Here is a 25,357-nt window from a genome sequence, read left to right as displayed (position 1 = left end):
ACACAATCACGCGCGCGTCATCATCAACTTACGCAGCGCCGCAAAGTCCGCCGGCAGCTCATGAGACAGCAGCGGCAGGTCAGCACGCTCGGCCAGCTCTTTCGGCAGCGGCAGCGTTTCGCCCAGGATCGCTTCCACGCTCTCTTTGAACTTCGCCGGATGCGCGGTGCCCAGGAACAGGCCATATTCACCCGGGTTAAGCTGGTCGCGAAGCGCGCGGTAGGCAATTGCCGCGTGCGGCTCAGAGGTGTACCCCACCGCCTTCAGCTCGCGCATGGTGGCTTTGGTGGTTTCGTCCGTCACCGCGGCGTAGCCCAGGTCACCCAGACGCCAGATCTTACGGCGGAACAGCTCTTCCACGCGCGGCCAGTTGTTCGGCTGTGACACGTCCATGGCATTGGAAAGCGTGGCCTGCGTGGCGTTAGGAGCCCATTTGCCGTCTTTCAGGAAGCGCGGCACGGTGTCGTTGGCGTTGGTAGCAGCGATAAAGCGTTTGACCGGCAGCCCCAGAGATTTCGCCAGCAGGCCCGCCGTCAGGTCACCAAAGTTACCGCTTGGTACGGAAACTACCAGCTGATTGCGCGCTTCCTGCGGCAGCTGCGCCACCGCTTCGAAGTAGTAGCAGATCTGCGCCAGCAGACGGCTGATATTGATGGAGTTCGCCGAGTTCAGCCCCAGCGCGGCCTTCAGCTCTTCATCATCGAACGCCTGCTTGACCAGCGCCTGGCAGGCATCGAAATCGCCGTCGATCGCCACGGTTTCAATGTTGCCGCCGAGGGTGCAGAACAGTTTTTCCTGCAGCGGGCTGATCTTGCCTTTTGGATAGAGGATCACCACGCGGACGTTTTTCAGGCCATAGAACGCGTGCGCCACCGCCGCGCCGGTATCGCCGGAGGTGGCGGTCAGGATGGTCACCGGTTTGTCGCCGCTGATGTGGGTCAGCATCTGCGCCATAAAGCGGCCGCCGAAATCTTTAAACGCCAGGGTCGGGCCGTGGAACAGCTCCAGACAGCCAACGTCAGGCTCCACCTGCTTAACCGGAGCCGGGAAAGCAAACGCCGCGCGCACGCGCTCTTCCAGCAGCTCCTGCGGGATTTCGTCGCCGATAAACGCAGAAAGAATTTTGGTGCTGCGGGTGACAAAATCCTGCTTCAGCAGTTCATCAATCTCGGTCAGCTGAAATTCCGGCAGGTCATGCGGGAAAAACAGCCCCTGGTTTTTGCCCAGCCCCTGAGTCACCGCCTGCGCGAAGCTGACCTGCTCGTTATGATCTTTAAGGTTGTAGAGTTTCATTAATTATCCCAGTACTCGTGCGCCAGCCGTGTCCAGACGGCAAATATGAACAAAGCCTTCCTGATTTTGCAGGTAGTGTTTAGAGAGCCAGTCCGCCACGCGCTGCGCGGTGTCTGGCTTATCGCACAGGGCGAACAGCGTCGGGCCAGAGCCGGAGATGCCGCACGCCTGCGCGCCGATATCCATTGAAGCCTGTCGCGCCTCGTTAAAGCCGGGCAGCAGCTTCGTGCGGTACGGCTCGGCAATGACGTCCTTCATTAGCTTCGCCGCCAGCTGCGGCTGACGGGTGTAGCAGGCGTGGATAAAGCCCGCCAGATGACGCCCGTGGGCGATGCAGTCCTGACGACGATACTGCGCAGGCAGGATCGCACGCGCTTCCGCGGTAGAGACCTTAATGCCCGGATACGCCAGCACCCATAGCCACTCATCAAACCCTGGCACCTGCTGGCTGATGATGCCATTTTCTTCGATCATCAGCTGCATGCCGCCGAGGAAGCACGGCGCCACGTTATCGTAATGAATACTGCCGGAGATGCGTCCTTCGAGCTCGCCCATCAGCCCCAGCAGACGGCTGTTATTCAGCGGCTTACCGCAGTGCTCGTTCATCGCCACCAGTGCGGCAACCACCGAACAGGCGCTGGAGCCCAGGCCCGAGCCAATCGGCATACTTTTTTCCAGCGTCATGGCGACCGGCACATTTTTGCCGATCTCCTGACAGAAGCGTTCCCAGCACTGATAGACGATATTCTCGCGCGGCTCAGACGGCAGCTTGCTGGCAAAGCGGCCCACGTTATTCAAGCTGAAGCTCTCTGCCGCTTCAACCGTGACCGTATCGCCCAGCAGCGAACCATCTACCGGCGTCACCGCCGCACCCAGCACGTCAAATCCGACGCTCATATTGGCGCTGGAAGCCGGGGCATAAACTTTGACCATGTTAAACTCCTAACTTCCATGACAGGGTACGCAGCAGATCGGCAAACACACCCGCCGCCGTAACATCGTTCCCTGCGCCATAGCCGCGAAGCACCAGCGGCAATGGCTGATAATAGTGGCTGTAAAACGCGAGGGCGTTTTCGCCGTTTTTAACTTTGTACAGCGGGTCGTTGCCATCCACTTCGGCAATCTTCACCCGGCACACGCCATCTTCTTCAATGTTGCCAACATAGCGCAATACCTTACCTTCATCACGGGCTTTCGCCACTCGCGCGGCAAAAGCGTCGTCAAGCTGGGGCAAATTCGCCATAAAGGTGCTGGCATCGCCGCTGCTGTCAAACTCGGCTGGCAACACGGGTTCAATCACGATATCGGAAAGCTCAAGCTCGCGCCCCGTTTCACGCACCAGGATCAGCAGCTTACGCGCCACGTCCATACCGGAGAGATCGTCACGCGGGTCCGGCTCGGTATAGCCCAGCTCGCGCGCGGCACGGGTGGCTTCCGAGAGACTCATGCCCTCATCCAGCTTGCCGAAAATAAACGACAGGGAGCCGGAGAGAATGCCGGAGAAACGCTGCAGTTCGTCGCCCGCGTTCAGCAGGTTTTGCAGATTTTCGATAACCGGCAGGCCGGCACCGACGTTAGTGTCGTACAGGAACTTGCGGCGCGACTTGCTCGCCGCCAGACGCATCTGGTGATAGTAATCCATCGACGAGGTGTTGGCCTTTTTGTTCGGCGTCACCACGTGGAAGCCTTCGCGCAGGAAGTCGGCGTACTGGTCGGCCACAGCCTGGTTTGAGGTACAGTCAACGATCACCGGGTTAAGCAGGTGATACTCTTTCACCAGACGGATCAGGCGCCCCAGGTTGAACGGCTCTTTCGCCTCCTCCAGCTCCGCCTGCCAGTTTTCCAGGTTAAGACCGTGGACGTTGGTCAGCAGCGCTCTGGAGTTAGCGATACCGCAGACGCGCAGGTCGATATGTTTTTTCTTAAGCCACTCCTGCTGGCGCTTCACCTGCTCCAGCAATGCGCCACCGACGCCTCCTACGCCAATCAGGAACAGCTCGATCACCTGATCGGTGTTGAACAGCATCTGGTGCACCACGCGAACGCCGGTGGTCGCATCGTCGTTATCCACAACAACGGAAATTGAACGCTCGGACGAGCCCTGAGCAATCGCCACGATATTGATATTGGCCCGCGCCAGCGCGGCAAAGAATTTGGCGGAGATACCGCGCAGAGTGCGCATACCGTCACCGACCACAGAGATCACGGCCAGGCGCTCCTGAATGGAGAGCGGCTCCAGCAGTTCCTCTTTTAACTCCAGGTAGAACTCTTCTTCCAGCGCGCGGCGGGCGCGCAGACAGTCGACCTGCGGCACGCAGAAGCTGATGCTGTACTCGGAAGAGGACTGGGTGATCAGCACCACCGAGATACCGTTGCGTGACATGGCCGCAAAAACGCGCGCCGCCATGCCGACCATCCCCTTCATCCCGGGACCGGAGACGCTGAACATCGCCATATTGTTCAGGTTGGAAATACCTTTCACCGGCAGGCCATCTTCATCGCTGCTGGCACCAATCAGCGTGCCTGGCGCCTGTGGGTTACCGGTGTTTTTAATCAGGCAAGGGATCTGGAACTGGGCAATCGGGGAGATGGTACGCGGGTGAAGCACTTTGGCGCCGAAGTAAGAAAGCTCCATCGCTTCCTGATACGACATCGACTTCAGCAGCCTGGCGTCCGGCACCTGGCGCGGGTCGCAGGTATAGACGCCGTCGACGTCAGTCCAGATCTCACAACAGTCCGCGCGTAAACAGGCGGCCAGCACGGCGGCAGAGTAGTCGGAGCCATTGCGGCCCAGCACCACCAGTTCACCCTTCTCATTTCCGGCAGTGAAGCCTGCCATCAGGATCATGTGGTCAGCGGGGATTTTGCTCGCGGCGATACGGCGGGTTGATTCGGCAATATCAACGGTAGATTCGAGGTAGTGACCCACCGCCAGCAGTTTCTCAACCGGGTTGATAACGGTCACGCTATGGCCGCGCGCTTCCAGCACGCCCGCCATGATGGCGATGGAGAGTTTTTCGCCCCGGCAGATCAGCGCCGCGTTGACGCTGTCCGGGCATTGGCCCAGCAGGCTGATGCCGTGCAGCACATGTTTGATCTGAGCAAACTCCTGCTCAACGAAAGACTTCAGCTGCGCGAGCGGGAAACCATGCTGTGCCTCTGCCAGCCCCTGCAGCAGCTCAGCGAAGATACGCTCTGCGTCGCTGATGTTCGGGAGTGCATCCTGGCCACCGATGGTCTTTTCAATCATCGCCACCAGATGGTTTGTGATTTTTGCCGGGGCAGAGAGGACGGTCGCAACCTGCCCCTGCCTGGCGTTGCTCTCCAGGATATCGGCAACACGCAGAAAGCGTTCTGCATTTGCCACTGATGTACCGCCGAACTTCAACACTCGCATGGTTCTACCTCGTTTCCTTTAGCCGAAAAAAAAGCCCGCACTGTTCAGGTGCGGGCTTTTTTCTGTTTTTCCTGTACGCGTCAGCCCGCATCGTTACCTGTGGTAATGATGATGGTTGTGGTAATGGTGGTGATGCTGATGCGTTTCATGGATGTTGTGTACTCTGTCATTATTATCTGTCTGTGCTGTATTCTTTTAGGGTTAAAGGATCGGGCACCTTAAGTCAATGAATTTTTAATTTGATCACAATTCCGCAGACGTTCACGTCACGCTGCGCGCCGTTTTATTTTCATCCGAATCCCCCAACTGCAACCCTCCACGACAGATCTTTTCGCCATACTAAAAACTTATGGCAGCATTTTACTCGGCCAATTTTTTTTCAATATCGTGCAGCAAACGATGCAACATGGCGGTATCCCGCTGCTCAAGACGTCCAAGGCGCTGCTGTAGCCAGTCGGCCATTTTTTGATCGTCCGCAACGCCAAGGCTCGATAGCAGATTCTCCACGCGAGCACGAAGCGCGGCCAGCTGATTTTCATTTGCCGCTTCTGCCTGAGGTTGGGGGATTTGCATTAGGGAGGCTAATTGATAGCAATAGACCATGACCGCCTGGCCTAAATTCAGGGAAGGATAATCGGCTACCATCGGCGCACCGGTGAGAACGTCCGCCAGCTCAAGCTCTTCGTTGGTGAGCCCGGAATCTTCGCGACCAAATACCAGCGCGGCTTTCTCCAGCCACTGGCTTTTCTCCTCCAGCATGGGTACCAGTTCAGCAGGCGTGACGTAGTAGTGGAACTTCGCCCGGCTGCGTGCGGTGGTCGCAACGGTAAACGAAATATCGTGCAGCGCGTCGGCAAGCGTAGCGTAAGTCTTTATATTATCGAGAATATCACCCGAACCGTGTGCCACCCAGCGGGCGGCAGGCTCCAGGTGCGCAGTGCTGTCCACAATACGTAAATCGGTAAAACCCATGGTCTTCATGGCGCGCGCCGCAGCGCCTATATTTTCGGCTCTGGCTGGAGCGACCAGTACAATCGACAGATGCATTTATGCTCTCTTTTTAATCAGTTAGCGGGTAAAAATGTGATGCACTTCAACATATTACGCAGCGCAAATTTACAAATTTGCAACACAAATCACCGAAATAGCGTTTCATAATAAATTAAAGACGCTAAACTATTTTGTGTCTGAACAATCAGTTAGAATGTTAACAGGAGCCTATTATCCCTATGTTTTATAATGATAATGGCAACATGAATACCCTATTCTGATTGGATTCGCTTCGTTTATAAATCAATCTCCGCAACTAGTTGGTTTATTGAAAAATTGTGACAAAGGCTAGCATTCGGCTACGATGATTTCATCAAACTGTTAACGTGCTACAATTGAACTTGATATATGTCAACGAAGCGTAGTTTTATTGGGTGTCTGGTGTCACTTAGCCTGTTATGTTGCTGTTAAAATGGTTAGGATGACAGCCGTTTTTGACACTGTCGGGTCCAAAGGGAAAGTACCCAAGACCAAGCTAATGATGTTGTTGACGTTGATGGAAAGTGCATCAAGAACGCAATTACGTACTTTAGTCACGTTAAGCCGATCATGTTAATTTGCGACATGCATCAGGCAGGTCAGGGACTTTTGTACTTCCTGTTTCGATTTAGTTGGCAATTTAGGTAGCAAACATGCAGACCCCGCACATTCTTATCGTTGAAGACGAGTTGGTAACACGCAACACGTTAAAGAGCATTTTCGAAGCAGAAGGCTACGATGTCTTTGAAGCGACCGATGGCGCAGAGATGCATCAGATCCTTTCTGAAAATGATATCAACCTGGTGATCATGGATATCAACCTGCCGGGCAAAAACGGTCTTCTTCTGGCGCGCGAACTGCGCGAGCAGGCGAACGTCGCGTTAATGTTCCTGACGGGCCGTGACAACGAAGTTGATAAGATCCTTGGCCTGGAAATCGGTGCGGATGACTACATCACCAAGCCGTTCAATCCTCGCGAGTTAACCATTCGTGCACGCAACCTGCTGTCCCGCACCATGAACCTGGGCACGGTCAGCGAAGAGCGCCGTAGCGTCGACAGCTACAAATTCAACGGCTGGGAACTTGATATCAATAGCCGTTCGCTGATTAGCCCGAACGGTGAGCAGTATAAACTGCCGCGCAGTGAATTCCGCGCGATGCTGCACTTCTGCGAAAACCCGGGCAAAATTCAGTCCCGTGCAGAGCTGCTGAAGAAAATGACCGGCCGTGAGCTGAAGCCTCATGACCGTACCGTAGACGTGACCATCCGTCGTATTCGTAAACATTTCGAATCTACGCCTGATACGCCGGAAATTATCGCCACGATCCACGGCGAAGGGTACCGCTTCTGCGGAGACCTGCAGGAGTAATCCGGCAGTTAACCCATGAAAAAACGGCGCATTTGCGCCGTTTTTTTTATTTCCAGATCCGCATCGTATCGTCATCCGGCGATGCAGCTGGCTCAGACCGCTTCGGCTGTGAAAGTGAATACCAGTCGAGATGTCGGGTCAGGTACATCACGGCGAACAGTGCCAGCGCCAGCACCGCTGACCCCAACAGCAGCGCGCTATCCTCCGAGCGCAGCAAGAACCACATCACCACGTCCAGCCCCAGCAGGGCCAGCACGAACAGCCCGCTACGCTTCCAGCTTTTCAGCACAGCCCGCAGGTACATCCCGTTCATCGCCGCACCAACCAGACTTGCAACAACCCAGGCTGGCGTAAAGCCGACGTGTTCTGACAGCGCCAGCAGCACCAGATAGAACAGCACCAGCGACAGCCCCACCAGCAGATACTGCATCGGGTGCAGGCGCAGCCCGGTCAGAGTTTCGAAAACAAAGAAGGCCATAAACGTCAGAGCAATCAGTAAAATAGCGTACTTGATCGCCCGGTCAGTCAGTTGATACTGATCGGCGGGCGTGGCTACCGTGACGCTGAAAGCGGGGATCGACTCCCACGCCGGAGATTCACTGCCGTTGAACCAGCTCTCAAGGTTGTTCGCAAACCAGCTGCTCTGCCAGTTCGCCTGAAAACCGGAATCACCAATTTTGTGCTTCACCGGCAGATAGTTACCCATAAAGCCTGGATGTGGCCAGTTGCTGTTTAGCGCCATTTCACTGTTACGTCCCACAGGCACCACGGCAAAACTTCCCGTCCCTGCCAGATTCAGCGACATCTCCATGACAAACGTTTTTGGCTCCAGCGCTTTGTCCGTCAGCGGGATATGAATCCCGGAAAGCCCCCCATACACGCCTGAACCCGGCTCTACGCCCAGCGTCTCACCGTTGATACTGGAGACGTTCACCGTGCCAATACCGCGAGCGTCGCCCACGCCAACAACGATAAACGGCTGCCCCAGGGTCATCGCCTCCCCTTTCAGCTGCGTGATTTTTTCGGTGTTGAACCGTGCTTTTATGTTGAGTTTAGTGTTCCAGATCTGCCCGTCATAAATACCGATATTTCGGGACTCAACGTGCTGGTTACCCTCAACCAGCAGAGACTCCGGCAGGATAAAGCGCATATAGCTTTTCTTGTATTCGACGTTCTTCTCATCCTCTAACTTGTAGAAGATCTCCGTCACCGGGATAGCAATCAGCGGGCCGACCAGTTTTTGCGGTCCACTGGTACTCTGGCGAAGCGTATTTTCGACATCGTTACGGTAGCTTTCACGCTCTGAAATGAGGTTACTCACCATAAACAGCGGAACTAACAGCAGCAGAATGCACCCCAGCAGGGTGCTTACTTTCCAGAACAGGGGGGATTTCATCATTACGTCTCCTTTGTGATGAGGAGAGCGTAACCAGGCTGTGTGGGGGCAATTTGAAGTTATGTGAAGGGACGGTGAAGTGTCAGCGTGGCCATCACGCCACCTTCATCACGATTGCGCAATGTAATGTCTCCCTGATGCAGACGAGCCACCTCCCGGACAAAGGCCAGCCCAAGCCCGCTGCTCTTAACCCCGTTCTCCCGCGGCAGGGAATAGAAGCGTTCAAAAATACGATCCTGCGCGTAATCCGGGATCCCGCTTCCGCTGTCGGTGACGATCAGCTGTATCTGCCCGCGCTCTTCCCGGGCCGCCAGTTCTATGGATCCGCCCTGCGGCGTAAAATCGATAGCGTTATCCAGCAAATTGCCGAGCGCCTGTTCGAGCAGGTCGGGATCGCCTTCAACATAAAGCGAAGCAGGCTGGAGGGTCAGCGCAATCTCTTTTGTTGCCAGCTGCGCCGATCGCGCGTCGGCAAGCCGGGTAAACAGCGAGTCGACCCGGACGGCCTCGGGCGTAATCTCGACCCGATTTTCAAGCCGAGCCTGAGCGAGCAGTTTTTCAACCAGCGACTGCATTCGCGCGTTTTGTACCAGAATATTATCGATGAAACGAGCAGCCACCTGCGGCGGCGGCTGCTCGGCGAGTATTTCCGCCGCGCCGCGTATGGCGGCGATCGGGCTTTTCAGCTCGTGGGTGAGCGCATGGACATAGCGTTCAATATAGTTTTTCCCTTCGAGGCGAATGCGCATATTTTCCAGCGCCTGGGCCAGCTTGTGCAGTTCGCTACTACCTGGATTGGGCAGCGGGAGAGGCGTGTCGGTGGTCACCGAGTCGGCGTAGCGCGATAACGTACTGATGGAACGGTTGATCCACCAGGCGACAAAAAGACCGATCAGCAAAGCAATGCCGAGCAGCGCCCCGCCTGCCCACAGAATTCGCCGCTCGCTGCGATGGATAACCGGTGCCATCGCGCTGTTAGGTTTCCCTACCGACAGCACGCCGATGATTTTGCCCTGCTCCACAACCGGCGCTGCAACATACATCACCGTACTCTCCGGATCCTCGGGATTGATCTGAGTACTGCGCGCGCCGTATTCGCCGCGAAGCGTCAGCCAGACGTCGTTCCAGCGAGAGTAATCCTGCCCCACGGCCAGACCGGCGGAATCAAAAACCACTCTACCCTGCGCATCGGTCATATAGACGTGATACTCGTTGCGCACCTTATGAATGCCGCCGATATTGGCGCGGAAAGGCCGCTGATGGAGCTGGGAAAAGGCCTGCGCCAGTTTGCCCTGCTGCGCATTGCCCGAAAGAAGATCCTCACGCCCGACTTCGGCGAGCAAGGTCGCGGTATCGATCAACGTACCCTCGGTTGCCCTGCGCACACCGGGCTTCACTTCCTGAACAAAGATCGACAGCACAAACCACGCGGCGATGGCCACGATGAGGAAATATCCCAGCAACAACCGCATCCCAATGCGCATCAATAAAGGCCCAGACTATAGCCCATACCGCGATGGGTGCTGATGGGTGAAAGTTCCTCGTTCACCGCCCGCAGCTTGGCGCGCAGGGTTTTGATGTGGGTATCCACGGTACGATCGAAACTGTCCCCGTCTTCACCCCATACCTTGTCCATGAGTTGCTGGCGAGAAAATACTCGTCCGGGCGCCTGTAACAGGGTTTTGAGCAGCAAGAATTCGTAGCGGGTCAGGGGCAATGCTTCACCGCACCAGCTGATTCGGGCTGCAGGTTCGTTCAGCTCAAACTGCCCGATACGCACCGTCTCTGCTGGCGCGGCGGATTTTTGCATCCGCCGTAAAATGGTCCTTACCCGGGCACATACTTCGCGCGGGGAGAAAGGTTTGGCGACGTAGTCGTCTGCGCCCATTTCCAGGCCGAGGAGTTTATCCACTTCGTCACTGCGTGCCGTCAGAAACAGCACGGGCAGTGATGGATGCTGCGCAAGAAGCTGGCGGCAGAGCTCGAAACCGCTGATGTCCGGCAGCCCGACGTCCAGAATGGCGAGCGCCGGAACCTGCCGCCGCGCCGCCTCCAGCACCGGTAGCCCCCGTTCAAACGCCTTTACCGCAAACCCTTCCTGCTGAAGCATGTAGATAAGCGTATCGGCGATACTGGTTTCGTCTTCAACCAGCCAGACCACAGGTTGTTGCATGGTTCATCCCTGCATTAATGCCACGGCATAATCGGCACCGCGCTGATCGCGTTTTTCGGTGAGCCTTCCACGACTTTGTCGGAATACGCCAGGTAGGCCAGGGTGTTGCGTTTGGCATCATAGAAACGCACCACCTGTAGCTTTTTAAACACCAGCGAGGTCCGTTTCTGGAATACTACATCGCCCTGCGCTTTGCCGTTTTTGATTTTATCGCTCAGCTCAACCGGCCCCACCTGCTGACAGGAGATCGCCGCATCGGAAGTGTCTTCCGCCAGCCCCAGACCGCCTTTAATACCGCCCGTCTTCGCGCGGCTAACGTAGCAGGTGACGTTTTTCACGTCCGGATCGTCAAACGCCTCCACCACAATTTTGTGGTCCGGACCGAACATTTTGAACACGGTATCGACAGAACCAATCTGTTCCGCCTGCGCCGCACGGCCCGCTACCAGCAACAGGGCAGTAAGAAGCAAAGTCTTGTATTTCATATTGTTACCATTCTTTAAAATTGCACTGAGCAATTATTCAACACGTTAGTCAAAAATGTAGCAAGATCACAGGATTAGAATATATTCACCCAAAACGAAGGAGAAAAGGCATTAATGCGCAAAAAAAACACTGAATGCTAAAACATCAAAAAATGCTATTATCCGCTAACCTGTTATCAGGCACCTGCTGTTTTAAGGATGAGGATAGTATATGGATCAGGCTGGAATTATTCGCGACCTGCTCACCTGGCTGGAAGGTCATCTCGACCAGCCTTTGTCACTGGATAATGTGGCGGCTAAAGCGGGCTATTCCAAGTGGCATCTGCAAAGGATGTTCAAGGATGTCACCGGTCATGCTATCGGGGCCTATATTCGCGCACGTCGTTTATCGAAATCTGCTGTAGCGTTGCGCCTGACGGCGCGGCCCATTCTGGATATTGCTTTGCAGTACCGTTTTGATTCGCAGCAGACCTTCACCCGCGCCTTTAAAAAACAGTTCTCGTTGACGCCAGCGCTCTATCGCCGCTCGCCTGACTGGAGCTCGTTTGGTATGCGTCCGCCGCTGCGTCTGGGCGAGTTCGCAATGCCGAAATACGAAATGGTCACTCTGCCGGAAACCCATCTGATCGGTACGACCCAGAGCTATTCCTGCTCTCTGGAGCAGATTTCTGAGTTCCGTCATCAGATGCGCGTCCAGTTCTGGCGCGATTTTCTGAGCCATGCGCCGGCCATTCCGCCGATCCTGTATGGCCTCAACGAAACGCATCCAAGCCAGGAAAAAGACGACGAGCAGGAGGTGTTTTACACCACCGCCCTCACCCCTGACATGGCCAACGGCTACATTCAGGGCTCTAAACCTGTCGTACTGGAAGGCGGCGAGTATGTGATGTTCTCATACGAGGGTTTAGGAACGGGCGTCCAGGAGTTTATCCTGACCGTTTACGGAACCTGCATGCCAATGCTGAATCTGAATCGCCGTAAAGGTCAGGATATTGAGCGCTACTACCCGGCGCAGGATGCCAAACCGGAAGAAGGCCCAATCAATCTGCGTATGGAATTCTTGATTCCGATCCGTCGTTAACGCTGCAGTTCGTCAAGCGCAGGGGCATCGAGATGCGAAATGTCCCCTGCCATCTCCACCACCCAGCCCGACGCCAGCCACGCGCTTTCCTGGTAATCAATCCGGGAAATGGAGCAGTTGCGCAGACGCAAACGGCGCTCGGCATAAGCCGGCAATCCCAGAATGGTGCTCACCAGACAGCCCAGGGCGATACCGTGACTCACCAGCAGCGGACGGCTGCCTGCCGGAAGTTTGAGGCATTCCGCCAGTGCCGCATGCATACGCACGCTCAGCTCCTGCATGGATTCGCCCTCAGGAATACGGCCATCTTCGGTACCGTTCACCAGTGTGCGACGCCAGCCCTCTTCCGTTTCCGTCAGCGTATCGATATGGCGCTTTTCCAGCACGCCCATATCCAGCTCGCGCAGGCGCGGCTCAAGCATCACATCGCAGCCGCAGGCGTCTGCAATGATGCGCGCCGTCTGCTGTGTGCGACCTAAATCGCTGGTAATAACGTGGGTAATGCCCAGCGTTCTGGCGCGTTCCGCCACCTGCCACGCTTGCTGCACACCCTTCTCGGTGAGAGGACTGTCTGACTGGCCTTGAATACGTCGCTCGGCGTTCCACTGCGTTTCACCGTGGCGAACAAGGTATACCTGTAACATGCTTTTTTTCCGTTATACTGCGATGAGTTTTTTTGAATCGAGCTTAATTATGCACCATGTTGTCTCTGCTACCACCAATCCTGCCAAAATTCAGGCAATTCTAAAGGCTTTTGAAGAGATTTTCGGCGAAGGATCCTGCCATATTGAGGCCATCGGCGTCGAGAGTGGCGTACCTGAACAGCCGTTTGGCAGCGATGAAACGCGCGCTGGCGCACGAAATCGCGTGGCAAATGCAAAAGCCGCGGCCCCGAAAGCTGACTTCTGGGTCGCCATAGAAGCAGGCATCGACGAAGGCGCAACCTTTAGCTGGGTGGTGATTGAAAGCCGCGAGCAGCGCGGCGAAGCACGCTCGGCCACCCTGCCGCTGCCGGAGATCATTCTGGAAAAAGTCCGCGCAGGTGAAGCGCTCGGGCCGGTAATGTCGCACTACACCGGCATTGATGAGATTGGCCGTAAAGAAGGGGCAATTGGCGTCTTTACGGCGGGTAAGCTCACGCGTTCAGGGGTTTACCATCAGGCGGTGATCCTGGCGTTAAGCCCGTTTCATAACGCCATTTATCGTTGATCGCCCAATAAGACTGACTCAAGCCACTGACGCAGCTCGACCGGCGCAGACTTCAGGCTGTTCGATCCACGGGTGATGGTCGCGATGCCCGCGCCCAGCTCGTTTTTCAGCTCGCGCTGGCTCATCTCACCGCGCAATAGCTCTTCAATGATGCGCACGCGCGTGCCCAGCGCCTCACGCTCGTCCGGCGTGAGCATCAGTTGCATGAGGGGTAGGTGCAAATCCTGCTCGTAAGACTGGCGAAGCAGCTCCACAAAACGAAGCCACTCCTGGTGACGCTGTTCGGCCATCGCCGAGGAATATGGGGAATGCTGGGTCATGTTATGCTGCCTCTTGTACTCATTAGCGAGTACAGCATAACACAACCCATGCCGATCAGTAACGTCTCTGCCACTCAGCATCGCTCATCAGGGTATCTTTCTGCCCCATGAAGTAGCGATAGTAGGCGTCATAGGCCAGCACGTTCTTCACGTAGCCGCGCGTTTCCGAGAACGGGATGCTCTCGACAAACGCCACGGCGTCGATGCGTCCGGCGCTATTGCCAAGCCAGGTGCGCACGCGACCCGGGCCGGCGTTATACGCCGCCGACGCGAAGATACGGTTATTGCCGAACTGCTGATACACGTACTGCAGGTAGCTGGTGCCGATGTTGATGTTGGTATCCGGATCCAACAGCTGTGACGGGCTGCTGTACCCAGGGATATTAAACATCTTCACCGTGTGCGTTGCCGTGCCCGGCATAATCTGCATCAGACCGCTGGCGCCCACCGGGGAACGGACTTTCGGGTTCCAGGCGCTCTCCTGACGAGCAATCGCCATGGCGTAGCTTTGCGGGATATCTTTGCCGCTGGTGTAGCGGTCAAACAGATCTTTATACGCCAGCGGGAAACGCTCTTCGAGATGATCCCACAGCTTACCGGCGATCGTCGCCTGCACGCTCAGATCCCACCAGTGATTATCAAACGCATAGCGGGCAAGCTGCGCTTTTTCATCCGTGGTGCGGCTGGTCACCAGGTTGGCCCACTCGCTGCGCGCGGTGTTATCCATGTTCCAGTACATCAGCTCGCGAACGCGCGCCATCTCTGGTCCCTGCGTCAGCGACGGGTTCGCATTAGCGGGCGCTTTGTCGATCCTGAGCGTGTACTCTTCGCCCAGACGCTGGGCGGCCGCCATCGGGTAGAACCCACGCTGCTGCATCAGCGAGTGAAGAATATCTTTGGCTTCGCCTTCACGACCACGCTCCAGCAGCAGATCCGCCTGCCAGTAGCGCCATTCGTCTTTCTCTTTGGCATCCATCGGCAAACGCGCGAGCCAGGTGTTGAGGCCACGGCGGTCGCCGGTACCCAGCGCCATGCGCACGCGGCGTTCCACCAGCGACGTGGAGTTAGAACGCATAATGGCATCGTCTCGCCAGCGCGCCTGATCGTCAGTCACATCCGTGCCCATCAGTCGCCACGCCACGATGTCGCGCAGCTCCTGGGTTTGATCTTCATTCAGCTGCTGCGCCTGCACCAGCTGCGGGATCATCAGCCGCGCGTTTTCGACATCGTCGCGCGCCACGCTGGCAAAAGCCACCGCCGCCATTTGGCGGGTAAAATCGGTCGAGCCCGTGCTGCGGGCAAAGGTCAGCACGCTGTTCGGATCGTTTGCCAGCGCGATAACCGCCGAGGAGATAGTCTGGTAATCGGACGGCATCTGCCCTGCCAGCGCGGTCACCAGACGCGTGTTGCCCGCTTTCATCGCCAGGCGGATGCGCTCAAGGTAGGCCAGCGGGTCCTGCTTGCCGGACGCGCGCCATGCGCCAAACAGGGAATCACAGGCGTTCGGCTGGCTTTTGCCGGTCAACCACAGATCTTTCGCCCCGGCCCATGCCTCTTCCTGCTGTCCGGTCGCCCATTTCGCATAGTAGTAATTACACTGCGCTTCGGTGGTATTCGGCTTGTCAGGGCTAAACGCCAGCAGGCCGCGCCAGTCTTCACGACGCGCCAGCTCATTCACAAAACGAGACTGGAGATTTCGGGCAGGCGGCAGGGTCGGGTTCGCCTTAATGAAATTATTCACGGTGACGGTCGGCTGGTTCATCAGATCGTCGGTAATCTGGCGATACTCCAGATACGGATACAGCGGATAATCCTTGAGCGTCGGCATCAGCGCCTGCACGGTATCCATCTGCTTGTTGTCCCACGCCTGTTTAATCTGGGCGTAGCGGTTACGTTGTTCATCCAGTGAATCTGCATGCACCGCCTGGCTTACCGCCATTACGCATACGCTGGCAGCCAGCAGACGCCAGACCACCCGTTTGGCTTTTTCCACAAGCTCTTCCTCATTGTTTTTTCGTCAATTGCAGCGTCTTGCCACGTCAAAGTCACAACAACTTATGCTAACCAGGCATCCTGCAACGCGCCACGTCATGGACACTTTTTTACCTTTCTTGCGCGTTTTAACACTCCCGACGTTCCTGGCTGGGATTAGGGCGTGAAAAAGGCTACACTTCGAGGCTGAAATTCCTTCTCATTACGATAAAAGAGGCGAAGTCCACGTGGCTCAATTCGTTTATACCATGCATCGTGTCGGCAAAGTTGTCCCGCCGAAACGTCATATTCTTAAAAATATCTCGCTGAGCTTCTTCCCGGGCGCAAAAATTGGTGTTCTGGGTCTCAACGGTGCCGGTAAGTCCACCCTGCTGCGCATCATGGCCGGCATCGATACAGACATCGAAGGTGAAGCCCGTCCGCAGCCTGGCATCAAGATCGGCTACCTGCCGCAGGAACCTCAGCTGAACCCGGAACACACCGTACGTGAGTCCGTTGAAGAAGCGGTGTCCGAAGTGGTTAACGCGCTGAAAGGTCTGGATGAAGTGTATGCCAAATACGCCGAGCCGGATGCGGACTTCGACAAGCTGGCCGCTCAGCAGGGCAAATATGAAGAGATTATCCAGGCGCACGATGGTCACAACCTGAACGTGCAGCTGGAGCGTGCGGCTGATGCCCTGCGTCTGCCGGACTGGGATGCGAAAATCGCGAACCTCTCCGGTGGTGAACGCCGCCGCGTGGCGCTGTGCCGCCTGCTGCTGGAAAAACCAGACATGCTGCTGCTCGATGAACCGACTAACCACCTGGATGCGGAATCCGTGGCATGGCTGGAGCGCTTCCTGCACGACTTCGAAGGCACCGTGGTGGCGATTACCCACGACCGTTACTTCCTCGACAATGTCGCAGGCTGGATCCTGGAGCTGGACCGCGGCGAAGGCATTCCGTGGGAAGGCAACTACTCCTCCTGGCTGGAGCAGAAAGATCAGCGCCTGGCGCAGGAAGCTTCTCAGGAAGCGGCCCGTCGTAAGTCTATTGAGAAAGAGCTGGAGTGGGTGCGTCACGGCGCGAAAGGCCGTCAGTCTAAGGGCAAAGCCCGTCTGGCACGCTTCGAAGAGCTGAACAACACCGAATACCAGAAACGTAACGAAACCAACGAACTGTTTATTCCACCTGGAGCACGTCTGGGGGATAAAGTGGTTGAAGTCAGCAACCTGCGCAAGTCTTACGGCGACCGCCTGCTGATCGACGACCTGAGCTTCTCCGTACCGAAAGGCGCTATCGTTGGGATCATCGGTCCGAACGGCGCGGGTAAATCGACCCTGTTCCGCATGATGTCCGGTCAGGAACAGCCTGACAGCGGCTCTATCACCCTGGGTGAAACCGTGAAGCTGGCCTCCGTTGACCAGTTCCGTGACGCGATGGATAACAGCAAAACCGTGTGGGAAGAAGTCTCCGGCGGTCTGGATATCATGCGTATCGGCAACACCGAGATGCCAAGCCGTGCCTACGTTGGCCGCTTTAACTTCAAAGGCACCGACCAGGGCAAACGCGTGGGCGAGCTGTCCGGCGGCGAGCGCGGTCGTCTACACCTGGCGAAGCTGCTGCAGGTTGGCGGTAACGTTCTGCTGCTCGATGAACCAACCAACGACCTGGATATCGAAACCCTGCGCGCGCTGGAAAACGCCCTGCTGGAGTTCCCGGGCTGCGCGATGGTTATCTCGCACGACCGCTGGTTCCTGGACCGTATCGCCACCCACATCCTGGACTACCAGGACGAAGGTAAAGTGGAGTTCTTCGAAGGTAACTTCACCGAATACGAAGAGTACAAGAAACGCACGCTGGGCGCAGACGCGCTGGAGCCGAAGCGTATTAAGTACAAGCGTATTGCGAAATAAAAGCAAAACGGCAACTTCGGTTGCCGTTTTTTATGTTTGTACCCTCTCCCCGTGGGAGAGGGTCAGGGTGAGGGCATCAGGCCGCACAAAATCACCCACCCACGTAATACCGCTTCACCTCATCGAACTGCATCGCAAACTCGATATAGCTCATTAGCGCGGGCGAGTTCAGCTTGCGGCTCGGATAGGCCAGCCACAGATCGTTACCTTCAACATTCCACTCAGGCAGCACCTGAACCAGCGCACCTTTTTCGATCTTATCTTCCAGCAGAAATGCGGGTAACAGCGTGATCCCCGCACCGGCAATCGCACATTCGCGGGCGTAAACCAGATTATCGGTCATGTGCGCGTTATCCGGCAGGTAGCGGTAATCCTCGCTCTCGCGTCGCAGAAGCCACTCCGACCACGCCCGGTGCGTAATACTGCGGTGATCCACCAGCTGGCGAGGATGCGTCAGCGGCTCCCGGCGCGCCAGATAGTCCGGCGAGGCCAGCATGTAGCGCGGGCAATGCCCGATCATCCGGCCAATCAGGGAGGAGTCCTGCGGCCTGCCGGTGCGCAGCGCCACGTCAAAGCCGGACTCGACCAGATCCACCACGTCGTCAGAGATCGACACATCCAGCGAAACGTCAGGATAGCGAAGCTGGAACTCGGCATTCATATGCGCCAGCAGCGTCGCCCCAATCCCCGCCGGACAGGTGATCCGCAGTCGCCCGCTGGGGTTTTCACGCAGCCGTTGAATGGCGTACTCCGCCCGCTCGCTGGCTGCCAGCATCTCGCGACAGTGCACCAGATAGTGCTCGCCTGCGAACGTGAGGCTGATCCTGCGCGTGGTGCGGTTGAGCAGGCGGATCCCCACCTGCTGCTCCAGCTGACTAATCCGCTGGCTCACGCTGGATTTTGGCAGTTCCGCCTTCTGCGCCGCCGCGGTAAAGCTGCCCATCTCCGCCACCAGCGCGAATAGAGCCATATCCTGCAGCTGTTTAAACATGATTGTTCATCCTGTGCGAACGCTGAGTTCTTGATTGTCCATCTTATCATGCAGCTGGCCACTTAATAGACTAGCCTCAACAAAACGCATGCCATTGAGGAGCACACCATGTCTGTTAAAGCCATTGCCGTTAACCCGGAAAATCCATCCACCTTCATTGAAATCACCCCGCCTATGCCGCAGCCCGGCGAGCACGATCTGCTGGTGGAGGTGAAAGCCGTCTCCATAAACCCTGTAGACACCAAGGTGCACGCAGGCATTGCCAAAAACGGGCTGAAAGATCCGCGGGTGCTCGGCTGGGATGCCAGCGGGATCGTCAAAGCCGTGGGGACTGGCGTGACCGGATTCAAACCGGGTGACGAGGTATGGTACGCGGGAGACATCACCCGCCCGGGCAGCAACACCACGCATCAGCTGATCGATGCGCGCATAGTCGGGCACAAGCCTGCCAGCCTCGGCTGGGCGGCTGCCGCAGCACTGCCCTTAACCGCGCTCACCGCGTGGGAAGGCCTGTTTGAACGGCTGAACATTCAGGATGCAGGGGCGGACAAAACGCTGCTGATCATCGGCGGCGCGGGCGGCGTGGGCTCGCTGGCGATCCCGTTTGCGAAGCACAACAGCAAAGTGAAGGTCATCGCAACCGCTTCACGAGAAGATTCCGCCCAATGGTGCCGCGATCGTGGGGCTGACACGGTGGTGAACTACCGCGATCTGAAAGGCGAGCTGGCAAAACAGGGCATCACCTTTGTGGATTACATTTTCATCCTCAACGACACCGACGGGCACTGGGATGCGGTCAGCGAACTGATTGCACCGCAGGGGCATATCTGTTCCATCGTTGAGAATGAACATCCGCTGAACCAGGACAAGCTCAAGTCCAAATCCGCCGCGCTGCACTGGGAGTTTATGTACACCCGCAGCATGTACCAGACCGCTGATATGGCGCGGCAGGGTGAGATCCTCAATGAGGTGGCGAAGTTGGTGGATAACGGCGTGGTAGAAAGTTCGCTGAGTGAAACACTGCACGGGCTGAGCGTGGAAAGCATTACCGAAGCGCACCGTAAAGTGCTGGAGGGGCATATGCGGGGGAAAGTGGTGGTTGAGTTCTGAGTGGTTTGTTCCCCTCACCCTGCCCTCTCCCCAGAGGGGAGAGGGTAAAGACGGCTCCGTTCGATCCCCTCGCCCCTCTGGGGAGAGGGTTAGGGTGAGGGGTAAACTACCCCTGCTCCCCCATCATCTCCTTCACCAGCTCGACGCAGCGCAGGAAACGCGAGTCGTAGTCCGACTCTTCCACATGCACAAACTCAACGTTGTTTTCGTTGAGCATCTCCACCAGCATGGACTGGAATTCTCGCCTGTCCACCGAGCTGCCGAGGCTGCGCATGCCGTCGGCCACCCACGGGGTATTATTTTCCAGCAGGATCACCAGGTCAAAGCGGTATTCGTCAATCAGCGCCTGCACGAACGGGTGTTCGCGCCCCTCGTACTTTTTACAGAACGCCTGCGTGGTGACGAAATCGGTATCGATAAAGGCCACTTTATTGGCGTATTTCACGGCAAAATCAATGTACTGGGCGTGTCCGAGGGCAATTTTATCGTAGTCCGAATACTGCAATGCCATCTCGTCGCCGCCGAGGTGCGAGAACACATAATCGCGGCCATACTCCCACGCGCTGGTGGTGTTGAAGATGTTCGCCAGCTTGTTGACCAGCGTTGATTTACCGCTCGATTCACCGCCCAGAATAGCCACCGTGCGCACGAAGAACGGCTTCACTTCGGTCGGGATGTAATCCCAGTAGCGGAACGGGTTCTCGCGGATCTGCGCCCCGCTGATGTTCATAAAGGTGCGTTTTGGATCGATCAGCACCGTCTCGATGCCCAGATGCTCGCGGAACTGCGGCGCGTCGGACTCTTCAGAGGTGTAGATCCAGTTAGGCGCAATACCCTTTTCTTCCATAAACGCTTTGATGCCGTTGCTCCACACATCCCAGCCGTGCGGGTACGGCTCCATGCCCTCTTCGTTAAAGGCATGAATACGAATGTTTTTCTGGTACTTAAAGGTCTGCAGCAGCCAGCGCAGGCGGTCCGGCACGGTGGGCTGCTGCGACATGGCGCTGTCTTCAAACAGCTGGCGATCGCGAGTTTCGTCGTAACCCATGATGATGTGCAGCTCGTCAACCTGGCTACAGGCGCGCTGGATCAGATAGATATGCCCGGTATGCAGGGGGTAAAACTTGCCGAACACCACGCCAATGTTCTTTTGCATACGCGGGAATTCGAGCCCCAGAAAACGGTGCAGCGCTTCGAGCTTCTGCGCGCTGGGGCTTTTGATTTTGGCGTTCAGCAGTTGGCTCAGGTAGCCTTTGGTCATGCCGCTGGCGTCAGCCACCTGCTGCAGCGTGCAGCCTTTCTGACGGATTGCGGTTTTGATGTAGTCAAATGATGACATAAATTACGGTGCCTCCTGCAAAATCGAATACGTAATTATAAGTCGTCAAAGACATTTAACGCATCTGCGAGTTTCTTAACACCAAAGACCTGCATCCCTTCCGGGATTTTTTTCGGCACGTTAGCTGCCGGAACAATAGCCCGACGGAAGCCGTGTTTTGCTGCCTCGGAGATACGCTCCTGGCCGCTCGGCACCGGACGGATTTCCCCGGCCAGCCCCACTTCACCAAACACCACCAGATCCTGCGGCAGCGGCCTGTCGCGCAGGCTGGAGACCATCGCCAGGAGTAGCGCCAGATCTGCGCTGGTTTCAGTGACTTTGACGCCGCCAACCACGTTAACGAACACATCCTGATCCGCCATCTGCAGGCCGCCGTGACGGTGCAGCACCGCCAGCAGGATCGCCAGACGGTTCTGCTCCAGACCGACCGCCACGCGCCGCGGGTTACCCATCATAGAGTGATCCACCAGCGCCTGAATTTCGACGAGCAGCGGGCGCGTGCCTTCCCACAGCACCATCACCGAGCTGCCGGAGGTGATCTCATCGCCACGGCTCAGGAAGATAGCAGATGGGTTGCTGACCTCGCGCAGCCCCTGCTCGGTCATGGCAAACACGCCCAGTTCGTTCACCGCCCCAAAACGGTTTTTATGGCTGCGCAAGGTGCGGAAGCGGGAATCCGCGTCGCCGTCGAGCATCACGGAGCAGTCGATACAGTGCTCAAGCACCTTCGGCCCCGCCAGCGAGCCGTCTTTGGTCACGTGGCCGACCATCACAATCGCCACGCCGCGCGTTTTGGCAAAGCGCGTCAGGTAAGCGGCGGTTTCACGCACCTGTGCCACGCTGCCCGGCGAGGACTGAATGTCCGCCATGTGCATCACCTGGATGGAGTCGATCACCATCAGCTTCGGCTGCTCTTCTTCGGCGATCATGCAGATCTGCTCGATGCTGGTTTCGGAGAGCATGTTCAGGTTGCCGGTCGGCAGGCCCAGGCGGTGCGCGCGCATCGCCACCTGCTGCAGTGACTCTTCCCCCGTGACGTACAGAGTTTTCATCTGTTCGGCGAGCTTGCAAAGCGTTTGCAGCAGCAGGGTCGATTTCCCCGCGCCCGGGTTACCGCCGATCAGGATCGCGCTGCCCGGCACCACGCCGCCGCCGAGCACACGGTCAAATTCCTTGAAGCCGGTGGAGAAGCGCGGCAGCGCCTCCAGGCTGATATCTGAAAGTTTTTGTACCTTCGACACGCCTGCATTGCCCGCATAGCCACTCAGGCGTTCATTGCGGGCCACGCTCGGCGAAGCCGCCACACCACGCACTTCGGTGATGGTGTTCCAGGCATGACAGGCGCTGCATTGCCCCTGCCAGCGCGGATAATCCGCACCACATTCATTACAGACAAATGCGCGTTTTGGAGCTTTCGCCACGGTTTACCTCGTTATTTCTGATTAAGGCTGCCGGAGAGAATGCAGAACACCCCCATCAGGTCAGCGTGACGGATAGTCACTTCCGTCTTTTCATTCACTTTTGGCTTGGCATGGTAGGCAATGCCAAGGCCAGCAACTTTGATCATCGGCAGATCGTTCGCGCCATCACCGATGCCGACGGTCTGCTCGACAGGAATGTCATATTTCTCCGCCAGGCGCGTCAGGGTGTTGGCTTTGTACTGGGCATCCACGATGTCGCCGATCACCTGGCCGGTCAGCTTGCCGTCCATGATTTCCAGCTCGTTAGCCACCACCGTGGTCAGATGCAGTTTTTCGCGCAGATAATCTGCAAAGAAGGTGAAGCCACCGGAAGCAATCGCCACTTTCCAGCCGAGGGACTGGAGCTTCAGCACCAGCTGCGTCAGTCCCGGCATCAGCGGCAGCACGTCGCGCACCTGGCGAAGGATGTTGGCATCGGCCCCTTTCAGGGTCGCCACGCGCTGGCGCAGGCTGGCGGTGAAGTCCAGCTCGCCGCGCATCGCACGCTCGGTGACTTCCGCCACCAGCTCACCGCTGCCTGCCAGCTTAGCAATCTCGTCAATACACTCGATCTGAATGGCGGTGGAGTCCATGTCCATCACCAGCAGCCCCGGCGTTTTCAGGTGCGGAATTTTGCCGAGCGGCGCAACGTCCAGCCCGGCGTCATGCGCCAGACGCGTTGCGCGCTGCGTCAGGGAACCCGCCAGCCGGATGACCTGGTAATCTTCCACGCACCAGGCCGCTACGATGACCATCGCCGCGCCCAGCCTGGTTTGATACTGGGTCAGGCGCTGCTTATCCAGGCCGCGTCCGTACAGCAGCCAGCCGCTACGGCCAGCGTGGTAATCCAGAGGCATCACCTCATCGCCACTTAACGAGAGCGGCAATCCTGGCCATAAAGAGACATCCGTTGGCAGGTCACACCAGGTAATGTTCGGCATTAAAGCTCCTGTAATTTCGTTCGCGCCGGAAGGTTCCAGAGGGAAAATAACGCATGAGGCTACCCTGTAACCATCACTTCTGGCAACATTAAGCCCTAAATTTTCAGCAGGTGGAATATGGCTCGCGCAAAACTGAAATTCCGGCTTCATCGCGCCGTGATTGTCCTTTCCTGTCTCGCACTGTTAGTGGCATTGATGCAGGGGGCATCGTGGTTTAGTCAGAACCATCAGCGGCAGCGCAACCCGCAGTTTGAAGAGCTGGCCCGCACGCTGGCACGTCAGGTGACGCTCAACGTTGCGCCCCTGATGCGCACCGAGACGCCGGACGATAAGCGGATAGGCCAGGTCTTGCGTCAGCTTACGGAAAACAGCCGCATTCTGGATGCGGGCGTATACGATGAAAAAGGTGACCTGATTGCCCGCGCCGGAGAGCACGTCGACGTGCGCGACAGACTGGCGCTGGACGGCAAAAAAGCCGGAGGCTATTTTAACCAGCAGATCGTCGAACCCATTCAGGGCAAGAATGGTCCGCTGGGCTATCTCCGCCTGACGCTCGATACTCACACTCTGCCGACCGAAGCCAAACAGGTGGATAATACCACCAATATTTTGCGCCTGATGCTGCTACTCTCGCTGGCCATTGGCGTCGTGCTGGCGCGTACCCTGCTTCAGGGCAAGCGCACCCGCTGGCAGCAGTCGCCGTTCCTGCTGACCGCCAGCAGATCGGTTCCCGAAGACGAAGAGAGCGAGAAGAAAGAATAGTGATAAAGTAGGCGAACGATTCGGAAAAGGAACTCTGCCATGACGACGTTACGCCTGCTTATCTCTGACTCTTATGATCCCTGGTTTAATCTCGCGGTAGAAGAGTGCATCTTCCGCCAGATGCCCGCCACCCAGCGCGTGCTGTTTCTCTGGCGCAACGCCGATACAGTGGTCATTGGCCGTGCGCAAAACCCGTGGAAAGAGTGCAATACGCGGCGTATGGAAGAGGACAACGTCCGTCTGGCGCGCCGCAGCAGCGGCGGCGGCGCGGTATTTCACGATCTGGGCAATACCTGCTTTACCTTTATGGCGGGTAAACCGGAGTACGACAAAACCATCTCCACCTCGATTGTCCTTAACGCGCTGAATTCACTCGGCGTGACGGCGGAGGCGTCGGGGCGGAACGACCTGGTAGTGAAAACGTCCGAGGGCGACCGAAAAGTCTCCGGCTCCGCCTACCGCGAAACCATGGATCGCGGGTTCCACCACGGCACCCTGCTGCTGAACGCCGATCTGAGCCGTCTGGCGAACTACCTGAATCCGGACAAGAAAAAGCTCCAGGCGAAAGGGATTACCTCCGTGCGCGGGCGCGTGGCGAATCTGGTTGAACTGCTGCCGGGGATTACGCACGAGCAAATTTGCGACGCGATCCGTGACGCGTTCTTTAAACATTACGGCGAGCGCGTGGATGCAGAAGTGATTTCGCCGGATAAAACCCCGGATCTGCCCAACTTCGCCGAAACCTTTGCCCGCCAGAGCAGCTGGGAGTGGAACTTCGGTCAGGCCCCCGCGTTTTCTCACCTGCTGGACGAACGTTTTACCTGGGGCGGTGTAGAGCTGCATTTTGACGTGGAGAAAGGCCATATCACCCGCACGCAGGTATTTACGGACAGCCTCAACCCGGCACCGTTAGAAGCGCTGGCGGCCCGCTTGCAGGGCTGTTTGTATCGGGCAGATATGCTGCAGCAGGAATGCGACGCGTTGATTGGGGATTTCCCAGGGCAGGAAAAAGAGTTAAGGGATTTGTCAGCATGGATTGCACAGGCAGTGCGCTAGTAAAAAAGCCCGCTGGCGCTGCGCTTAGCGGGCCTACAAAACCGTAGGCCGGGTCAGG

Annotated in this window: 24 protein-coding genes and 1 other annotated feature; of the genes, 7 read left to right on the top strand and 17 right to left on the bottom strand. The window is 57.0% G+C overall.

Features of this window, described 5'->3' with window-relative positions; all coding sequences use genetic code 11:
- Positions 1–6: 6 nt before the first annotated feature.
- The 6 genes from thrC to HBM95_03430 all read right to left on the bottom strand — a co-directional run bounded on the left by thrC (position 7) and on the right by HBM95_03430 (position 6,277).
- A complete protein-coding gene (gene thrC, locus HBM95_03455; protein NIH41996.1) occupies positions 7–1,293 on the bottom strand; it encodes a threonine synthase in 1,287 nt (428 codons plus the stop codon).
- Positions 1,294–1,296: 3 nt separating this feature from the next.
- Positions 1,297–2,226 (bottom strand): homoserine kinase, encoded by a 930-nt coding sequence (thrB, locus tag HBM95_03450; GenBank protein ID NIH41995.1) that lies wholly within the window; start codon positions 2,224–2,226, stop codon positions 1,297–1,299.
- A gap of 1 nt (position 2,227) precedes the next feature.
- Positions 2,228–4,690 (bottom strand): bifunctional aspartate kinase/homoserine dehydrogenase I, encoded by a 2,463-nt coding sequence (thrA, locus tag HBM95_03445; protein NIH41994.1) that lies wholly within the window; start codon positions 4,688–4,690, stop codon positions 2,228–2,230.
- Between the two features lie 24 nt (positions 4,691–4,714).
- Positions 4,715–4,832 (bottom strand) — a sequence feature (Thr leader region).
- On the bottom strand, positions 4,771–4,839 hold the full coding sequence (thrL, locus tag HBM95_03440; protein NIH41993.1) for a thr operon leader peptide: 69 nt from the start codon (positions 4,837–4,839) through the stop codon (positions 4,771–4,773). It overlaps the preceding feature by 62 nt.
- A 211-nt stretch (positions 4,840–5,050) precedes the next feature.
- Positions 5,051–5,737, bottom strand: a complete 687-nt coding sequence (locus HBM95_03435) for a tRNA/rRNA methyltransferase (GenBank protein ID NIH41992.1) — start codon at positions 5,735–5,737, stop codon at positions 5,051–5,053.
- A 399-nt stretch (positions 5,738–6,136) separates the two neighbouring features.
- Complete coding sequence (locus HBM95_03430) at positions 6,137–6,277, bottom strand: hypothetical protein (GenBank protein NIH41991.1); 141 nt, start codon at positions 6,275–6,277, stop codon at positions 6,137–6,139.
- Between the two features lie 95 nt (positions 6,278–6,372).
- Here HBM95_03430 and arcA point away from each other — a divergent pair, with 95 nt between their 5' ends.
- Positions 6,373–7,089: a two-component system response regulator ArcA gene (arcA, locus tag HBM95_03425; protein ID NIH41990.1), complete on the top strand. Its 717-nt coding sequence runs from the start codon at positions 6,373–6,375 to the stop codon at positions 7,087–7,089.
- Positions 7,090–7,135: 46 nt separating this feature from the next.
- Here arcA and creD read toward each other — a convergent pair whose 3' ends face one another.
- From creD to creA, 4 genes are read right to left on the bottom strand one after another with little or no spacing between them, the layout of a single operon-like run.
- Positions 7,136–8,488, bottom strand: a complete 1,353-nt coding sequence (creD, locus tag HBM95_03420) for a cell envelope integrity protein CreD (protein NIH41989.1) — start codon at positions 8,486–8,488, stop codon at positions 7,136–7,138.
- A gap of 56 nt (positions 8,489–8,544) precedes the next feature.
- Complete coding sequence (gene creC, locus HBM95_03415; protein NIH41988.1) at positions 8,545–9,969, bottom strand: two-component system sensor histidine kinase CreC; 1,425 nt, start codon at positions 9,967–9,969, stop codon at positions 8,545–8,547.
- Positions 9,969–10,658, bottom strand: coding sequence for a two-component system response regulator CreB (gene creB / locus HBM95_03410; protein ID NIH41987.1), 690 nt, complete (start codon positions 10,656–10,658; stop codon positions 9,969–9,971). The genes creC and creB overlap by 1 nt, the downstream gene beginning before the upstream one ends.
- A gap of 14 nt (positions 10,659–10,672) precedes the next feature.
- Entirely contained in the window at positions 10,673–11,143 is a 471-nt protein-coding gene (gene creA, locus HBM95_03405; GenBank protein NIH41986.1) for a protein CreA, read from the bottom strand.
- A gap of 211 nt (positions 11,144–11,354) precedes the next feature.
- On the opposite strand from creA, the gene robA reads away from it, so the two are divergent.
- Positions 11,355–12,224 (top strand): MDR efflux pump AcrAB transcriptional activator RobA, encoded by an 870-nt coding sequence (gene robA / locus HBM95_03400; protein NIH41985.1) that lies wholly within the window; start codon positions 11,355–11,357, stop codon positions 12,222–12,224.
- Here the strand turns inward: robA and gpmB are convergent.
- Complete coding sequence (gene gpmB, locus HBM95_03395; GenBank protein ID NIH41984.1) at positions 12,221–12,868, bottom strand: 2,3-diphosphoglycerate-dependent phosphoglycerate mutase GpmB; 648 nt, start codon at positions 12,866–12,868, stop codon at positions 12,221–12,223. The genes robA and gpmB overlap by 4 nt on opposite strands.
- 49 nt (positions 12,869–12,917) lie before the next feature.
- On the opposite strand from gpmB, the gene yjjX reads away from it, so the two are divergent.
- Positions 12,918–13,433, top strand: a complete 516-nt coding sequence (gene yjjX, locus HBM95_03390) for a non-canonical purine NTP phosphatase (protein ID NIH41983.1) — start codon at positions 12,918–12,920, stop codon at positions 13,431–13,433.
- On the opposite strand, the gene trpR is transcribed toward yjjX, so the two are convergent.
- The gene (gene trpR / locus HBM95_03385; GenBank protein ID NIH41982.1) at positions 13,424–13,753 is read right to left on the bottom strand and encodes a trp operon repressor; all 330 of its coding nucleotides are present in this window, start codon (positions 13,751–13,753) and stop codon (positions 13,424–13,426) included. The two genes, yjjX and trpR, sit on opposite strands and share 10 nt — an antisense overlap.
- 55 nt (positions 13,754–13,808) lie before the next feature.
- Complete coding sequence (gene sltY / locus HBM95_03380) at positions 13,809–15,746, bottom strand: murein transglycosylase (protein ID NIH41981.1); 1,938 nt, start codon at positions 15,744–15,746, stop codon at positions 13,809–13,811.
- A gap of 226 nt (positions 15,747–15,972) precedes the next feature.
- Here sltY and ettA point away from each other — a divergent pair, with 226 nt between their 5' ends.
- The gene (ettA, locus tag HBM95_03375) at positions 15,973–17,640 is read left to right on the top strand and encodes an energy-dependent translational throttle protein EttA (protein NIH41980.1); all 1,668 of its coding nucleotides are present in this window, start codon (positions 15,973–15,975) and stop codon (positions 17,638–17,640) included.
- 91 nt (positions 17,641–17,731) lie between these two features.
- Here the strand turns inward: ettA and HBM95_03370 are convergent, their stop codons facing one another.
- Positions 17,732–18,631, bottom strand: a complete 900-nt coding sequence (locus HBM95_03370; protein NIH41979.1) for a LysR family transcriptional regulator — start codon at positions 18,629–18,631, stop codon at positions 17,732–17,734.
- Positions 18,632–18,739: 108 nt separating this feature from the next.
- On the opposite strand from HBM95_03370, the gene HBM95_03365 reads away from it, so the two are divergent.
- Entirely contained in the window at positions 18,740–19,741 is a 1,002-nt protein-coding gene (locus HBM95_03365) for a zinc-binding alcohol dehydrogenase family protein (GenBank protein ID NIH41978.1), read from the top strand.
- Positions 19,742–19,847: 106 nt separating this feature from the next.
- Here HBM95_03365 and nadR read toward each other — a convergent pair whose 3' ends face one another.
- From nadR to serB, 3 genes are read right to left on the bottom strand one after another with little or no spacing between them, the layout of a single operon-like run.
- On the bottom strand, positions 19,848–21,080 hold the full coding sequence (gene nadR, locus HBM95_03360) for a multifunctional transcriptional regulator/nicotinamide-nucleotide adenylyltransferase/ribosylnicotinamide kinase NadR (protein ID NIH41977.1): 1,233 nt from the start codon (positions 21,078–21,080) through the stop codon (positions 19,848–19,850).
- Positions 21,081–21,115: 35 nt separating this feature from the next.
- A complete protein-coding gene (radA, locus tag HBM95_03355) occupies positions 21,116–22,501 on the bottom strand; it encodes a DNA repair protein RadA (protein ID NIH41976.1) in 1,386 nt (461 codons plus the stop codon).
- 11 nt (positions 22,502–22,512) lie between these two features.
- Positions 22,513–23,481 carry a phosphoserine phosphatase gene (gene serB, locus HBM95_03350; GenBank protein ID NIH41975.1) on the bottom strand — a complete coding sequence of 323 codons (969 nt, stop codon included), beginning with the start codon at positions 23,479–23,481 and terminating at the stop codon, positions 22,513–22,515.
- Between the two features lie 117 nt (positions 23,482–23,598).
- Between serB and HBM95_03345 the strand changes: the two genes are divergently transcribed.
- Together HBM95_03345 and lplA are read left to right on the top strand one after the other, a co-directional pair.
- A complete protein-coding gene (locus HBM95_03345) occupies positions 23,599–24,243 on the top strand; it encodes a YtjB family periplasmic protein (GenBank protein NIH41974.1) in 645 nt (214 codons plus the stop codon).
- Positions 24,244–24,282: 39 nt separating this feature from the next.
- On the top strand, positions 24,283–25,299 hold the full coding sequence (gene lplA / locus HBM95_03340) for a lipoate--protein ligase LplA (GenBank protein NIH41973.1): 1,017 nt from the start codon (positions 24,283–24,285) through the stop codon (positions 25,297–25,299).
- Positions 25,300–25,357 lie beyond the last annotated feature (58 nt).

The organism is Enterobacter asburiae (assembly GCA_011754535.1).
Taxonomy (GTDB): Bacteria; Pseudomonadota; Gammaproteobacteria; order Enterobacterales; family Enterobacteriaceae; genus Enterobacter; species Enterobacter cloacae_N.
The sequence above is the reverse complement of the archived record's forward strand: the minus strand, read 5'-3'. Positions and strand labels throughout refer to the sequence as shown.